Source organism: Leuconostoc sp. C5 (genome assembly GCF_056530425.1).
Genome location: NZ_CP134351.1, coordinates 1,982,814 through 1,997,389, shown reverse-complemented (window position 1 = coordinate 1,997,389; position 14,576 = coordinate 1,982,814). Strand labels below are relative to the sequence as shown.

15 protein-coding genes are annotated in these 14,576 nt (G+C 37.3%); 7 read left to right on the top strand and 8 right to left on the bottom strand.

The window, feature by feature from the left end; translation table 11 throughout:
- Positions 1-28 precede the first annotated feature (28 nt).
- Together RHP56_RS10125 and RHP56_RS10120 are read right to left on the bottom strand one after the other, a co-directional pair.
- Positions 29-817, bottom strand: a complete 789-nt coding sequence (locus RHP56_RS10125) for a 2-keto-4-pentenoate hydratase (protein ID WP_042251907.1) — start codon at positions 815-817, stop codon at positions 29-31.
- 459 nt (positions 818-1,276) lie between these two features.
- The gene (locus RHP56_RS10120; RefSeq protein WP_014325265.1) at positions 1,277-2,044 is read right to left on the bottom strand and encodes a helix-turn-helix domain-containing protein; all 768 of its coding nucleotides are present in this window, start codon (positions 2,042-2,044) and stop codon (positions 1,277-1,279) included.
- A 420-nt stretch (positions 2,045-2,464) separates the two neighbouring features.
- Here RHP56_RS10120 and RHP56_RS10115 point away from each other — a divergent pair, with 420 nt between their 5' ends.
- The 4 genes from RHP56_RS10115 to RHP56_RS10100 all read left to right on the top strand — a co-directional run bounded on the left by RHP56_RS10115 (position 2,465) and on the right by RHP56_RS10100 (position 5,910).
- Positions 2,465-2,953, top strand: a complete 489-nt coding sequence (locus tag RHP56_RS10115) for a hypothetical protein (RefSeq protein WP_010287976.1) — start codon at positions 2,465-2,467, stop codon at positions 2,951-2,953.
- A gap of 66 nt (positions 2,954-3,019) precedes the next feature.
- On the top strand, positions 3,020-4,060 hold the full coding sequence (locus RHP56_RS10110; protein WP_102753627.1) for an efflux RND transporter periplasmic adaptor subunit: 1,041 nt from the start codon (positions 3,020-3,022) through the stop codon (positions 4,058-4,060).
- Complete coding sequence (locus RHP56_RS10105) at positions 4,053-4,742, top strand: ABC transporter ATP-binding protein (RefSeq protein ID WP_102753626.1); 690 nt, start codon at positions 4,053-4,055, stop codon at positions 4,740-4,742. The genes RHP56_RS10110 and RHP56_RS10105 overlap by 8 nt, the downstream gene beginning before the upstream one ends.
- Positions 4,729-5,910 carry an ABC transporter permease gene (locus RHP56_RS10100; protein ID WP_014325263.1) on the top strand — a complete coding sequence of 394 codons (1,182 nt, stop codon included), beginning with the start codon at positions 4,729-4,731 and terminating at the stop codon, positions 5,908-5,910. The genes RHP56_RS10105 and RHP56_RS10100 overlap by 14 nt, the downstream gene beginning before the upstream one ends.
- A gap of 35 nt (positions 5,911-5,945) precedes the next feature.
- On the opposite strand, the gene RHP56_RS10095 is transcribed toward RHP56_RS10100, so the two are convergent.
- Positions 5,946-7,400: a glutamate--cysteine ligase gene (locus tag RHP56_RS10095; RefSeq protein ID WP_102753625.1), complete on the bottom strand. Its 1,455-nt coding sequence runs from the start codon at positions 7,398-7,400 to the stop codon at positions 5,946-5,948.
- A 128-nt stretch (positions 7,401-7,528) separates the two neighbouring features.
- Here RHP56_RS10095 and RHP56_RS10090 point away from each other — a divergent pair, with 128 nt between their 5' ends.
- A complete protein-coding gene (locus RHP56_RS10090; RefSeq protein ID WP_011680559.1) occupies positions 7,529-8,422 on the top strand; it encodes an alpha/beta hydrolase in 894 nt (297 codons plus the stop codon).
- Positions 8,423-8,504: 82 nt separating this feature from the next.
- Here the strand turns inward: RHP56_RS10090 and RHP56_RS10085 are convergent, their stop codons facing one another.
- The 3 genes from RHP56_RS10085 to RHP56_RS10075 are packed head-to-tail and all read right to left on the bottom strand — an operon-like array spanning position 8,505 to position 10,495.
- A complete protein-coding gene (locus RHP56_RS10085; protein ID WP_011680558.1) occupies positions 8,505-8,768 on the bottom strand; it encodes a PspC domain-containing protein in 264 nt (87 codons plus the stop codon).
- A gap of 55 nt (positions 8,769-8,823) precedes the next feature.
- Positions 8,824-10,158 carry a DUF4097 family beta strand repeat-containing protein gene (locus tag RHP56_RS10080; RefSeq protein WP_059442079.1) on the bottom strand — a complete coding sequence of 445 codons (1,335 nt, stop codon included), beginning with the start codon at positions 10,156-10,158 and terminating at the stop codon, positions 8,824-8,826.
- Positions 10,145-10,495 (bottom strand): PadR family transcriptional regulator, encoded by a 351-nt coding sequence (locus tag RHP56_RS10075; RefSeq protein ID WP_010293234.1) that lies wholly within the window; start codon positions 10,493-10,495, stop codon positions 10,145-10,147. The genes RHP56_RS10080 and RHP56_RS10075 overlap by 14 nt, the downstream gene beginning before the upstream one ends.
- A gap of 393 nt (positions 10,496-10,888) precedes the next feature.
- Here RHP56_RS10075 and tyrS point away from each other — a divergent pair, with 393 nt between their 5' ends.
- Both tyrS and RHP56_RS10065 read left to right on the top strand, forming a co-directional pair.
- Positions 10,889-12,136: a tyrosine--tRNA ligase gene (tyrS, locus tag RHP56_RS10070; RefSeq protein ID WP_011680557.1), complete on the top strand. Its 1,248-nt coding sequence runs from the start codon at positions 10,889-10,891 to the stop codon at positions 12,134-12,136.
- A 30-nt stretch (positions 12,137-12,166) separates the two neighbouring features.
- Complete coding sequence (locus RHP56_RS10065; protein WP_011680556.1) at positions 12,167-13,156, top strand: D-2-hydroxyacid dehydrogenase; 990 nt, start codon at positions 12,167-12,169, stop codon at positions 13,154-13,156.
- Between the two features lie 92 nt (positions 13,157-13,248).
- On the opposite strand, the gene RHP56_RS10060 is transcribed toward RHP56_RS10065, so the two are convergent.
- Entirely contained in the window at positions 13,249-14,211 is a 963-nt protein-coding gene (locus RHP56_RS10060) for a bile acid:sodium symporter family protein (protein ID WP_096638802.1), read from the bottom strand.
- Between the two features lie 41 nt (positions 14,212-14,252).
- Positions 14,253-14,573 (bottom strand): metal-sulfur cluster assembly factor, encoded by a 321-nt coding sequence (locus RHP56_RS10055; RefSeq protein ID WP_011680554.1) that lies wholly within the window; start codon positions 14,571-14,573, stop codon positions 14,253-14,255.
- Positions 14,574-14,576 lie beyond the last annotated feature (3 nt).

Below are 14,576 nucleotides of genomic sequence, written 5' to 3'. Positions count from 1 at the left end.
AGTGTTCCACGTGGAACACTTTTTATTATTATTTCACATGAACCGAAACAGAACCAAAGCCTTCAGTAAATTGCGCTTTCCAAGTGCCGGCTGTAAGTGACAAGGGGAGTAGAAATGTTCCTGTCGAAGCATGCGTTCCTGCTGGAAAATCTTTGCCTTGTGAAAATAGTTTTTCAACAAGCCATTTTAGTGATGTAACTGGGTTGCCAAGGACTTCACTGCCAACGCCATTGGCAACTTCTTGATCATTGTGCGACAGAACAGCTGAAACACGAGCTAAAGTAGCTAAATCTAAGTCAGCGCCATCACGTTGATTACCATAAACGACGGCACCCCCTACGGCCGCATCGCACAAAACGAGATACTTGTCGAGCTTTGGGAACCAATTTTTGAAACGGGCATCTGGTAATTCTAAAGTTGGTGCAACAGTTGTATTTTGGAGTAGTTCTACTTCGCTCATTGATGGGGTTAGGTCCTTCTTTGCAGTAAACATTAATTCCACCTCAACTAGCGGTTCATTGTATGCTGTTAAATCTAAATTGAAACCAGATTGGACAAATCGATTAGCTAATTGGGCACCATATAGTGGTGAATCAGAGTTAAATAAATCTTGTGTTTCCTGAGACGTTAAGGAAACCTTGTAACCAGCAACTGGAGCATTCTTTTGAGTAAGAACGGCATCTTGGACTTTATAGGCATTTTCGAAATTATCAACGACGCCGACATATTCGTCTCTGTCAAGTGGCGTGTTGGTATCAAATGCTTGGAAGAGTTTAGTAGTTAATTCTTGTACGGTGTGTGTTGTTGATGTTGTCATGATATTTTCCTCTTTTATTGTTATTTCAAACAAAAAATCCCATTTAATAACTATTACAGTTATTAAATGGGATTTTAAACTCCTTTATAACCGTAACGACCAGATATTACGAGTCGTTACGTTAAATAACAACCCAACTATTAAATAATAATAATTGCGTTGATAATTGTATTGTTTACTTGTGAGTTCATTTGCTTGTTCATGTTTCTAAGTATAAAACAAACAACATAAAAAAGCAATACTATTCTTAGTTTTATAATTTAAGTGCCATTATTAATGATGAAAGCAGGTATAATACATGGTGCTTGTATTTTTATTCATAGATAGCGAGATAGCTCAGTTTATATAAAAGTTAACAAAATCACAATATGAAATTAATCAAAACCAATAATTATACTGTGTGCATAATTATTGAATAAAAACACCGCATTAGTAAAATACGGTGTTTTTATTTAAAAATTATAAAGTGGCTATGTCAGTGATAGACATCTTGGTTAATTGTAAGAAATGAACTCGAAAAGTTTCTGGTGTTTCGGGGATAGGTTGAGTTAGCCAAGTTGAAATAATTGAGAGTGTCATTTTCACGCTGAGTTCAATAGCAAATGATCGACTAACTGGGGCGTTTTCAACACAATAATTATTAAAAAACGGAGTCACCCATTTAATGTATCTCTGCTCTAAAAAATGCAGCCATTCGCCATTTGCATAATTTTTCGAATAGAGTATTTTTAGAACGTGACAATGCTGATATAAAATAGGCAATATAACATCAGCAAGTATGATAAAAGGGTCAGTTGCTGTTGTATGTTCCAGCGCAATTGATATTTCCTGTTCGATTTTCATCGCAATAAAAGTTAATATATCCAAAGGTGTTGAAAAAAGCGATGAGACATAATGTGGACTTAGGCCGGACTCAAGAATAATATCTTGCATAGTGACGTTTCGCATATCAGAGCGAGATAATAAGCACAAGAATGCATGGGCTAATTTTTCTTTATCCAGATCACGTTTACTTTTCTTTGGCACCTTATCGACGGGTAATAATTTTGAAAGTGGTATATTAAATGATTGGGATATTTTTTTCAACATCACAAGTGTGGGCCGGGTTCTCGCACGTTCCCAACTTGAAACAGTTTGGTGAGATACAGACAAAAAAGCAGCAAACTCTGTTTGCGTGAGTTTGTTGTCATCTCTAATTTTTTTAATTATTTTATTAATTTCATACATGAAAATACCACTACTTTTTTATAAATTAATAATAAAGTCCGAAAAACATGGGTAAAAAATGACATTTATTTGTCGTTTGTTTAATTAAAACAATTATTATCAGATTTTACAACAAAAGTCAATAAAATATTTATCGCAAAAAATACGATATGACGTAACTTTTGATGAATTTTGGTCGTATTGATTTTGATATAATAATAACTATCGGCTAAATAGTATAGGCCTGATACAAATAAAGGAGAAAAGAGATTATCTGAATAGTTCACTTATACTTGTATTTAAAAAATAGATGATTTTTTGAAAGTCTGTGGGGATATTTTCAAAACTCATCTATTTTACTTCAAGTATTGTTACAGTTTGAACTATTATTAGGTGCAAGCATGATGAATCTTGTAGTCTTGGTAATCAACAGGGAGAAATATGACAAAAACAGTTAAGATTGTGTTAACAATCGTTGGTACTTTGGTTCTAATCGGAATAACGATGGTTAGTAGTTTGATCGCTATAAAAGACGTAAGTGGTACTGAATCAAGTACTCAAAACTTGTATGTAATGATTAGTATAGCTGTTGGAGCAACAGCATACGTTATATTTAGTGCGTTATTCAGCAAATTATTTATTTTTCTTTCGCAACTTGGTCAAGAGGCAAAGCAATCCGTATCATTCATGAATTCATGGTACGCCACAGTAGTAAGTACGTTACCTGTTGGAATCATTAATCTGTTTCTAATAACTGTTTTGAATCTATATAAGAATGATAATAAAGTAGCAAGCATTATTGGTGATCTTGTTGCGACATTCTTATATACATTAATTTTGCGTCAGGATGGTACGATTACAAAACGTACACAGATTATTTTTATTGTGATTTCAGTAGCTCTAGGCACTGGGATGGCCTTTGCGTTTTAACTTTTTGTAGTTAACGAGATGTAAAGAGTTTTGAATAATCATTAACATGTTATGTAGGGGAAGTATATGAAACGCAAGACAAAAATTATAGTAACTGTTGTTGGAAGTATTGCTGCACTTGGTATTTTAACTGCCACTGGCGTGCAAGCTTATCATAAACTGGTAAAGCCAACATCAACTGCTAAAAACAAGTATCAAGTGTATAAAGTAACCGGCGCCTTACCACTTACAATGTCAGGAAAAGTGGTTGCTGAAAAAACACAATCTTTAAACTCACCAACTGGGAAATTGCAACAAATTAATGTGAAAGACGGGCAGTCTGTTAAAAATGGTGATATTTTACTTACCGTAACTGCTACAGACGTGCAAGAGTCTATTAGTTCACAACAGGACATTGTAAATAAAGCCAATCGCGCAGTTAGCAGCGCATCAGCTACTCTGAAAAATGCGCAACAAAGTTACAATCAAGCAGATGCGGATACTAAAATTTCGCTAAAGGACACTGTTACACAAGCGCAACAAGCATTAACTGATGCAAATGGTGATTTGCAAGATGCCCAAAATAAGCTAGCAGAATTACAAGGTAAATTAACTGTATCTTTAAAGGCACCTTTTGACGGGGTTGTTTCAGTTAGTAACGATACAAAAGATGGTATACCAGCCATTACAATGAATTCAAGTCAAAAAGTTTTGCAAGCTAATGTGTCAGAATATGATTACAGTAAGGTACACGCTGGAGATACTGTCACAGTGAGCGGTATTGATGGCTCGCCAAAACAAAGTACTAAGATTACAAAAATTGAACAAATTCCATCTAATAAGGGCAAAGGAACAACGTATTATCCTTTCTCTGCCAGTGTTAATAACGAATTTTTGTACGGACAAAGCGTTAAAGTAAAGGTGCCGCAGTCAGAGTTGAAAATTCCAAAATCAGCGGTATATAAAGGTAGTGTTTACAAAGTTATTGATGGTAAGGCTAGTCGAGCTCAAGCTGACTTAACGCAAAATGGAGATACGTACATTGTTAACTCTGGTATTAGTAAAGGGGAAGAATTGGTTACTAATCCGGATGCAAAGTTGACAAACGGAGAGGTTGTTGATGATTAACTTAGTTTCAGTCAGCAAAAGTTATCGACAGGGAAACGATAATTATAAGGCTTTACATGAAATTTCGTTAAATATTGATGCTGGTGAATTTGTTGCGATTATGGGACCGTCCGGTTCAGGGAAATCAACATTGATTAACATTATTGGTTTTTTAGACAATAATTTTGATGGACAATATAATTTCAACGGCACTGTAGTTAATGATTTGAATAGACGCGATCATGCTCGATTGCGTAATCAATCAGTTGGTTTTATTTTTCAAAATTTCAAACTAATTAGGAACCAAAGTGTAGGCGAAAATGTTGGGTTGCCGTTATTATATGCTGGTTTGAAGCGACGTGATATTATTGCTCGTGTAAATGATGTGTTGGAGCAAGTGGGATTGCCCGGCAGTTATGATAAACTACCTAAAAATTTATCGGGTGGACAACAGCAGCGTGTTGCAATTGCTCGTGCAATTGTCACACGGCCTAACTTTCTAGTGGCAGATGAACCCACGGGGGCATTAGATTCGGCGACATCTCGAGAAATATTGGCACTTTTTGAAGAGCTAAATCGTAATGGAACAACAATCATTATGGTGACACACGATGAAAACGTTGCACGCCAAACAAATCGTCTGATTAGAATTTTAGACGGTCGTTTACAAAGTGACATGGAGGTGCAACATGCAGGTTCGTGAGTTAATTGTCAGTTCATTCAGGTCATTAATTTCAAATAAACGTCGCAGTATTTTAACTATGATTGGAATTATTATTGGTATTGCTTCGGTGATCACCATCCTATCTCTTGGCGATGGTGCACGAATTGAAATGCTGAAAAATTTGCAGGCCGATAGTAGTGGACAGCAGTCGACGGAAATTACATTTTCGCCAAGTAATGATGCTAAAGTTTCCGGATTCAATAATGATGATTTAGCGCGTATTCGCGCTAATGCCAAAGTCAGCAAAGTTACGGTACAGTCTGATGATCATGGTATCTTATCCAGTGAGGGGACCATTAATGGTAAGAGCTTAACAGCATCAGTATATTTAGCAACAACAGCAAATGACAGTGAGATAATTACTGGGCATGGCCTTAAAGCAACAGATATCTCAATGGATAACCCAGTTGCATTGGTTAGTCAATCAATTGCCAAGAAGGGTTATCGAACAAATCGAAATGCGTTGAATTCAGGAATTGAAATCAATGGCACAATGTATACAATTGTTGGTATTATTAATAATAATGCGGTAAAGGGTGAATTTTACAATTACGACGTTGTTGTGCCACGACACGTGTTTGAGAACAGTAACGCAACGGTTAATGCGAATACCTTAAAGCTAACATTTGTGTCTGGAACAAATATATCTAAAGCAACAACTGATATTAAAGATCAACTCAATAAAATTGGTTCACAACATGCTTCCGGATCCTATGAGTTTTTTGATACGGCAGCTATGCTTAAAGGTATAACAGCAGTCATTAAGGGTATTACTTACTTTATTGTTGCTGTCGCAAGTATTTCGTTATTTATTGCCGGCATTGGGGTCATGAACATGATGTATATTGCAGTCAGCGAGCGGACTCAAGAAATTGGTATTCGGATGGCTGTGGGGGCATCTCAGAAACAAATTTTATGGCAGTTTTTGATTGAAGCAGTTATGTTAACACTTAGTGGCGGGATGATTGGCTACCTTGCGGGGTTAGGGGTAGCGATGGGAATTTCTGCTTTCCTACCATTTAAAGCTAGTGTTTCACTATCAACATTCTTATTGGCTTTCGGAACGTCAACAGTTGTTGGTCTAGTGTTTGGTATTTTACCAGCAAAAACAGCAAGTAATAAAAACCTGATTGATATTTTAAGATAACAACTACTAAAAAAGTAATGATACAGTCCGTATCATTACTTTTTTGTTTTGACATATTTAGTTAAGTCTGTATTTTTTGTGAACGTCCAGACATGGTCGTTTTGGCTTATTTGTAGACAATTGTCCTTGCGCAATAATGTTTTAAACCCTAATTTATGCGCCTGGATGTAAGTTTGTTTTAAATGATTTGGGGCAAAAACAAAATTATTACTGCTGGATTTTCGTTCTGACAAAATCTGTTGTCCGCGTTTCAAAGCAAATGCTTCCAGAGAATCATTACTAATGAAGTTTGATAACTGGGCCCCAATAGTTTTCGTTGGATCAGCAAGGGCATCCTTAGCGAACGTGAGAGCGCTAAAAAAATCTTCCTGTAGTTCAGCGGGGGACAGCTTAATAATATCCTCCAAGCGTTGAATCAATTGTTTAGCAGAAGTGGCGAGTGATGGGATGAGGGGAGCATTTGGATGCTGTAAAGCTACCATATGGTTTAGAGACTGCGCACTTTTTAGGTCGTCATCTGACCATTGCTGTGGATTAATGATGGCATCGATGATTAGCAAATGGAGGAAGCTTAACGCATCTTGTGAAATACCATCTAGTGTGAAGGGATTGGTATCAAACATCCTAAATTCTAGGTATGAGGCACCACGTTGTGCCATATTAGTCAAACTTCCTGGAGCCTTTAAACGTACTGGACCATAAAACTCACTTTTATCATAGAATTGGCCAGTATCAACATAATGTTGAATTTGTTTCATATGCGTTTCAAAGTTAGTATAGTCAATTTCAATATCGTTATGATTTGCAAAACCAAAATTGCTGGCGCGCCAAGAGCGAACCGGTTGCCTATGTTTGAAATTAGTTGGTAAATTATCTGTTGAATTTTCAGAAACGGGACTTGCACCAAAAAGATAGGTCAGTAGCCACCTATAACTAGTTATCTGTTGAGCGATTTGAAAGTATAACTCATTTTTGGCAGCAGGATAGGAATTGATTTCTCTTTGGGAGCCAAACCACCAAACTAAGTCGTCAGCTGGTGAAAAATTAACATGAATTCCAGCCATAATATGCTTGAAAGGTCCATAACGCTTGACTAAAACATCCCGATATTCTTGATACCAAGATCGTTCAAAATGATTAAGCAAATAATCAATATCGTTGGCAGACAAATGTGGGGGCATCGAAAGTGGCCAAATAATTTCATCCTCAGCCAGTTCAGATGCCAATATAGTCTGGAGTTCGTGCAAATGCATTAAGGCATCTTTTGAAGAATGTTTAGTACCGGTGACTAGTTCCTCTTGGCTTTCAGAGAAATCAGTCTGGAAGTAGGGTTGATACTGCCGATTGCCTAAATCACGAGGGTGTGGATGTTGGGATAGGCTTTTACTTCCTGATTGTACACGGTGTTCTTCTATTTCAATACCAAAACGACCAGCAAATAGTATTTCACGTAGCTTGTTATCTGTAAGTTGTATAGAATTTTGAAGCATACAACGTTCTCCAATTGTTATATTTAAACCATTTTAACTTATTATAAGCTGGTAGTGGTAAAATTTGTATCAGTTTTAATATTATTATTACAATTTGACGGATACATTAATTGTTTTATAATGAAAGTATGTTATTCAAAGATAAAACATATAAATATGTTCCAGCAAATATGCCAAAAAATGCTAGGGTGTTTCATAATCTTAGCTATTCGGTTGGAGATCGTAATCAGCTTGACCTTTATTTACCTAAAGCGGGGGAGAATTGTCCAGTTATTGTAGACATATATGGTGGGGGTATGCTTCGAGGCCAAAAATCCTCATATAAACTTAATCCCAGTTTACGGTTCTTGAATGATGGTTTTGCAGTAGTGAGTCCAGATTATTCACTTAATCAGCTAGGTGAACAAACTTTCCCTGTCCAAATCGCTGAGATTCGTGCAGTAATAAATTTTTTGATAAAGAATTCAAAGCAGTATGGCCTTGATAAGGACAACATTATATTGATTGGGGAATCTAGCGGAGCCCAGTTAGCTGTTTTAACGGCAGCAACAATATCTGAGCACTTATTGTTGGGCAGACTCAAAGATGTAGCGGAACACACGTTTTTTCCAAAAATTAGTTGCGTGATTGGGATGTATGGGCCCTACAAAGTTGACGATTTTTCTAAACAATTTGCTGCTCTCAACATAAAACCACAGTTCAGCGAAACTGGTGAGGCACAGTCATTTGAAGGAATAATGTTAGGAACCAAACGGCCGGACCAGATGCCAAGCAAAGTTGCACAAGCGAACCCAGCAACTTATTTTTCAAAGAATATGCCGCCCTTGTTATTATTTGCTGGAACTAAGGATGACGTAGTACCTTATTTACAGAGTGTTTCATTGGCTGAAAAGTATTATCAGAAAGTGGGTAAAAGAGCTGAGGTGATACTAGTTGATGATGCGTATCATGGACCACGTGATTTCAACACGGATGATATTCATGCAAAAAAATTGGCATTTATCAGACAAAATACTAACTAACAATGCGTTTTTGCAAAGCAAGTAAATAGACCCTGTGGATATGAAAAAAGTCCACAGGGTCTATTTGAGATTAATGTTTTAATTAAGGGCGATCATCGTAGTCATCAGGTGTGACATCTTTTCTGGAACCGTCTGAATAATAATGTGTCTGACGTGGTTCATCAGGAATCAACACCCAAGCGATAATATAAACTAAAATTCCGGGCAGAACGGGTAAGAATCCTAATACCACGAAAATAATTCGAACTAACGTAGCATCCCAATTAAAATAGTTAGCAATTCCACCAAGGACACCGGCAATCACACGGTTATCACGTGAGCGAGTTAATTTTTTATGTTTTGTCATTGTTATTCCTCCATGTAATAATTGTTGATTTAGGCTTAGAAATCATATATAGGTACTAGTATATCTTTATAGAACCCATAGCTGCTTGTGCATCGATTGTAAATTCAGGGTTAGCGCCAACAAATCCACTTTTATAGCCATCGAAACTTTTATTATAATGGATGTCATTGCGATCCAAATGAACTGCCCCTGAGTTAGTTGCTAGTTCAAAATTGAAGTCTTGATCAGCTGGAGCCGTTAAGCGAATGGTCCCAGAATTAGAGTTTAGTTTCAAATCGTTTGTTAGTTGGTCAACTCTCAAACGAAGTGAACCAGAATTAATCGTGAATTCTCCGCCACCAACAAGATTGTCTATACGTACAGAACCAAAGTCAGCGTTAACTTTAGCATAATCAATAGTTGCATCGCTGATATTAACAGCACCTAATTGAGCATGTATTTTAGCTTGTTCAGCCTTGATATGTGTTGCTTTTATTGATCCGGATGCAAGCTGCCAATCTGCAGTCTTGGTATCCATATTTTTGACTTTGAAACTTCCGGCGTTAATTTGAACGTTAAACTTCTCGGTAACTAAGTCTTGCGCATATAAGCTACCTGCTTGGTTTCGTACTTCTATTTTCCCGGTGGTGAACGAGCGCGGAATTCCTATGTTCACAGCAGTGCGGACATGGAAGAGCATTGGATGTTCACCCTGGTTAACTATAATTTTATCATCATTTTCTGAGATAGTGGCAAAATAACGTCTATTATCACGACTAAAGTATTCATCAATAGTAATGAGGTCGATTTTATCATTTGTATAGAAGTGAATCGAAGCTTCGCTGTAATCAATTACAAAATCTTTGGTACTGGTTGGCACGGTCAATTGATGGTGAGATTTAGCCCAGTTAGGTTCCTTGAAGTCTTTATTTTCAAAAGTATCATTGATATCTGAATCAACATTATCTTCAAATTTATAGTATTTATCGCCCACACGGGCGCCATCACGGTCAACGTGCAACCAGTCACCGAATTGGACTTTATTATTTTTGCCATCAAGTATGATATCATCACCAAGTGTTACGCCTTTTTTGTTGATGTGTAAATTTCCAATGTGCACGCCTTTATTTGAAATATCCACGTAAGGTCGTTTTGGTTCAGATTCTTTATCTGTTTCCTCTTTTGTACTGGGTTCACTTAAGTCTTTTAACAAACTATCAATATCACCTAGTTGCTCAAAAGCATCGTCCAAAGCTTCATTATGGGACCGATCAGTTTTGGAAAAATCTTGATAAGCTTCTAATAAATCGGCTACAAGTTCTTCTTTAAATTCCGTTAATTGTGCGTTCGGCGTATATTTAGAAAAAATAACATCCAAACGGGTTCTAATTTCCATTTCAACGCTCATCATAATCTTTTATCCTTCCGCTAATTAAATGGCTAATGATATCTTTGGCGAAGTCCCATTCTTGTTGTGCTGATTTAAAATGTTCTTGGCCCTGATCAGTAAGGGTATAGTATTTTCGTCTAGCCCCCTGGGTTTGATCACCCCAGTAACTACGGATGTCTCCGACCTTTTCCAAGCGTCTAAACGCAGTGTACAGTGTTGCCTCGTTCAGTTCGTATTGCTTACTGGATAATTGGCGAATGGATTTTGAAACTTGGTATCCATAAGAATCACCTTGACTAAGAATATTTAAAATAATGGTGTCCGTATGACCACGAATGAGATCTTTTGATATATCCATATGCAGTTACCTCTTATAACTACATAATATAACATATTACTGTGGTTGTCAAAGTAATTTATTATAGGCTGTTATCCGAATGTTTCACATGAAACATTCGGATCGTTTTCTTGTAAAATTAAAATGTCCTTTTTTATCTAATATTCTGGTATAATAAAAACATTCATTACACTGATAAAGATAATATCATACGCGTCAAAGAGAGTTAGCGGCTGCTGTGAGCTAATCCGTGGATATTGTTGAGTTACACAGTGTGCAAATCAATGACGTGTGCCGCGATAAGGCATATTAAGTGGTAGGTCCGATGACTTACAATTTAGGTGGTACCACGGTGAAAATCGTCCTAGTCTATTAAGATTAGGACGATTTTTTCTGTAATTAAAGGAGATGGCAATGAATTTTATTGAAGATTTGAAATGGCGCGGTGCGCTGAACCAAGTAACAGATGAAGCAGGATTAATTGAAGCAATGGCATCAGGAGAAATTGGGGCCTATGTGGGTACCGATCCAACAGCTGATTCATTACATTTGGGGCACTTGATTCCATTTATGGTGTTAAAACGTTTTCAAAATGCTGGCGGAAAAGCCGTTATTATTATTGGCGGTGCAACTGGTGCTATTGGTGATCCACGTCCAACAACAGAACGTCAATTACTTTCACCAGAACAGTTACGTCAGAATGAAAAAGGAATTACTGAGCAAGTAACCAAGCTATTTGGTGATGAAAAAACTGCTATTGTTAATAATAACGACTGGCTTGGCAAATTAACATTGACAGACTTTTTACGCGATTATGGTAAGTTATTCTCTATCAATGTGATGTTGAAAAAGGACGTCGTAGCTTCACGTTTAGAAACAGGTATTTCATTTACAGAGTTTACCTACCAGATTTTGCAAGGCATTGATTACCATGAACTATGGCGTCGTCATAATGTACAATTGCAGATTGGTGGCTCAGATCAATGGGGGAACATTACTTCTGGCATTGATTTAATTCACTCAATTGAAGGGAATAATGCGACAGCTTTTGGTCTAACAATTCCTTTGATGACTGACTCATCAGGTAAAAAGTTTGGTAAGTCAGAAGGGAATGCAATTTGGTTGAATCCGGAAAAAACTTCACCTTACACTTTCTACCAATTCTGGTATAACCAAAGTGATGAAGATGTTGTGAAGTATTTGAAATACTTTACATTTTTGGGTGTTGATGAGATTAATAACCTCGAACAAGAAGCCAAAAATAACCCTGGAGGTCGTATAGCGCAAAAACGCTTGGCACAAGAGGTAACTAAATTTGTTCACGGAGAACAAGCTGTTGCTGATGCCGAAAAGCTATCAGCAGCATTATTTAGTGGTGATGTTGCTAATTTATCTGCAGCAGATATTGCTGATGCATTTGGTGGTGTGCCAAGCTTTGACATTACATCGGAAAAGAAAAATGTTGTCGATTTCTTAGTCGACGGAGAAGTCGAGAAATCAAAGCGTCAAGCGCGTGAAGATGTTACAAATGGGGCGATTACCATTAGTGGTGAAAAAGTAACGGACGTTAACTTTGAAATTGATCCAACAAAACATTATGATGGTGAATTTGTATTGGTTCGTCGTGGTAAGAAAAAATATTTCTTGGGAAAAGTTAAATAACTTATTGCTAGCGCACCTTTGGAGGATATTATGAAAATTTTAATGTACAATACAGTTTCAGACGAAATGCCATATGTTGAAAAATGGACTGAAAAAACAGGCCACGAAGTAGTGACCATTGATCAACCACTTAACGAAACGACGGTGGATCGCGCTAAAGGTTTTGATGCAATTACCACACAACAAACAACAGCCATTAATGCACCAGTTTATGCGCAACTAGCTCAATTCAATATTAAGCAAATCGCTATTCGACAGGTTGGCTATGATGTGTTGGACTTGCCAGAAGCCTTTGCTCACAATATTCGTTTGTCTAATGTTGCAGCCTATTCACCCCGAGCAATTGCAGAATACACGCTAACACAGCTTTTTAATTTAATTCGACACAATAAAAAATTTGATCGCGCCATGAATACGGGTGACTATACTTGGGCTGCTGGTGGTCAAGCGAGAGAAATTCATGATTTAACTGTTGCTGTGATTGGTGTAGGTCGAATTGGGACAGCCCTTGCAGAAATGCTTCACGCGCTGGGCGCAACAGTGTTAGGTGTGGACCCAATATATCGTGCCCAGAACGAACCATTTGTAACTTATACGACATTAGATGATGCTTTGTCTCGAGCAGATGTTATTAGTTTTCATACACCATTAAATGACGAGACGCGCTATATGGCTGATGAAAATTTCTTTGCTAAAATTCAACCAGGAACAATTATGTTGAATTTTGCGCGTGGTGAAATTGTTGATATGGTTGAGCTTGAAAAAGCACTCGAATCAAAGTTATTGGCTGGTGCAGCATTTGATGTGACACCAAATGAAAATGATTTTATGAACCAAAAGCAAGATATAACGGCGCTACCAGCAGATGTAAAGCGCTTAATCGAATATGACAACTTTCTACTGTCACCTCATATTGCTTTTTATACAAACACAGCAATAAAAAATATGGTGGAAATGGCTTTAAATGATGCCGTAACGATGGTAAATGGCGGCGTTACTGAAAACGAAATTTTGCGGTAAAGTTCAGATTATTCAAACGTCAGTAATAAACTGGCGTTTTTTTATCAAAAAAAAGACGATGATATTGAATTCATCGTCTTTTTAAAATGTTTTTAGTCTGGTGCTTTCTCTGTGTGATTTTTCCAGAGAGAAGCTAATACTGAACCAGAAATGTTGTGCCAGACAGAAAACATCACGGCTGCGATGGCTGAAGCAGGTTCAAAAAATGAAATGGCCAGTGTTGATGCAAGTGCCGAATCCTGCATACCAACTTCGAAGGTAATTGCCTTTTGTTGAGGGGTATCCATTTTCATTAGTTTCGAGAAACCGTAACCCAGTAAGTAACCAAGCAAGTTATGTAATATGATGACTGGCACCAAAATTAGGGTTGATACTGCTAAAATGGTTTTAGAGTTAGCTGACAACACGGCTAGAATAATCACTAATATAGCCACTTGGGATATTAAAGGCATAATCTCAATGACTTTTTGGACATGTTCTTTAAAAATCGTATGAACGATGATACCCAAAACAATAGGTATGACAACAATTTGAAATGCAGAAAAAAACATTGATGAAAAAGGTACATTCACCCATTTTCCGGCTAATAGCTTCAATAGTGTCGGAATCATGACAGGTGCTAACAATGTAGAGAGCAGGCCGATTGAAACATCAAGCGCAACATCCCCTCCAGATAAGAAGGACATAACGTTAGAGGATGTGCCAGAGGGCGCTGATCCTACCAAAATTACACCAACAGCTGCAGCGCCGGTTAACCCAAACAAATGTACCAGTAAAAAAGCAATGAAAGGCATAATAACATAATGTGCTATCGTTCCTAAAATAACTTGTAGGGGATTACGAGCAACCCTTTTAAAGTCATTTGGTGTCAACGTAATACCCATACCAAATAAGACAATCATCAGTAAGATTGATACAGCCGAGAGGTTGCCCACTTTTGTTGTAGCAAGCATAGTACCTGGTCCAGGAATAAAAATAGCCAATAAAGCTACTAAAATAACAAAAAAGGTAAAGTATTTAGTAAGAAATTTTGAAAGTGATTTGATTGTGTTCATAGTTGCTCTCCCAGTAACTTATAATAAATTGGCTGTTTTTTTCAATTATGGACACCCAAAACCATTTTTGCGTAGCGACTCATTCTGTCCGTAGACCATGCCGGTTCCCAAACTAATTCAATTTTGACATCGTGTACTTCATCTATTGCCATGAGTGCACGTGTAATCATCGTATCTAATACCGCAGTCAATGGACAGCCCATCGTGGTCAAAGTAAGCTTAACAGTGACATGTCCATTTTCATCCATAGCTAGTCCATAAACTAATCCTAAGCTAACAATATCGCAACGCAGTTCGGGGTCGATTACCTGTGATAAGGCTTCCAACATCTGGTCTTGTAGTTCTTGTGTTTTATTTTCCATGTG

Excerpts from the sequence above, each read along its gene's own strand:
- RHP56_RS10125 (WP_042251907.1), bottom strand. The coding sequence starts at position 817 with ATGACAACATCAACAACACACACCGTACAAGAATTAACTACTAAACTC.
- RHP56_RS10120 (WP_014325265.1), bottom strand. The coding sequence starts at position 2,044 with ATGTATGAAATTAATAAAATAATTAAAAAAATTAGAGATGACAACAAA.
- RHP56_RS10115 (WP_010287976.1), top strand. The coding sequence starts at position 2,465 with ATGACAAAAACAGTTAAGATTGTGTTAACAATCGTTGGTACTTTGGTT.
- RHP56_RS10110 (WP_102753627.1), top strand. The coding sequence starts at position 3,020 with ATGAAACGCAAGACAAAAATTATAGTAACTGTTGTTGGAAGTATTGCT.
- RHP56_RS10105 (WP_102753626.1), top strand. The coding sequence starts at position 4,053 with ATGATTAACTTAGTTTCAGTCAGCAAAAGTTATCGACAGGGAAACGAT.
- RHP56_RS10100 (WP_014325263.1), top strand. The coding sequence starts at position 4,729 with ATGCAGGTTCGTGAGTTAATTGTCAGTTCATTCAGGTCATTAATTTCA.
- RHP56_RS10095 (WP_102753625.1), bottom strand. The coding sequence starts at position 7,400 with ATGCTTCAAAATTCTATACAACTTACAGATAACAAGCTACGTGAAATA.
- RHP56_RS10090 (WP_011680559.1), top strand. The coding sequence starts at position 7,529 with ATGTTATTCAAAGATAAAACATATAAATATGTTCCAGCAAATATGCCA.
- RHP56_RS10085 (WP_011680558.1), bottom strand. The coding sequence starts at position 8,768 with ATGACAAAACATAAAAAATTAACTCGCTCACGTGATAACCGTGTGATT.
- RHP56_RS10080 (WP_059442079.1), bottom strand. The coding sequence starts at position 10,158 with ATGATGAGCGTTGAAATGGAAATTAGAACCCGTTTGGATGTTATTTTT.
- RHP56_RS10075 (WP_010293234.1), bottom strand. The coding sequence starts at position 10,495 with ATGGATATATCAAAAGATCTCATTCGTGGTCATACGGACACCATTATT.
- tyrS (WP_011680557.1), top strand. The coding sequence starts at position 10,889 with ATGAATTTTATTGAAGATTTGAAATGGCGCGGTGCGCTGAACCAAGTA.
- RHP56_RS10065 (WP_011680556.1), top strand. The coding sequence starts at position 12,167 with ATGAAAATTTTAATGTACAATACAGTTTCAGACGAAATGCCATATGTT.
- RHP56_RS10060 (WP_096638802.1), bottom strand. The coding sequence starts at position 14,211 with ATGAACACAATCAAATCACTTTCAAAATTTCTTACTAAATACTTTACC.
- RHP56_RS10055 (WP_011680554.1), bottom strand. The coding sequence starts at position 14,573 with ATGGAAAATAAAACACAAGAACTACAAGACCAGATGTTGGAAGCCTTA.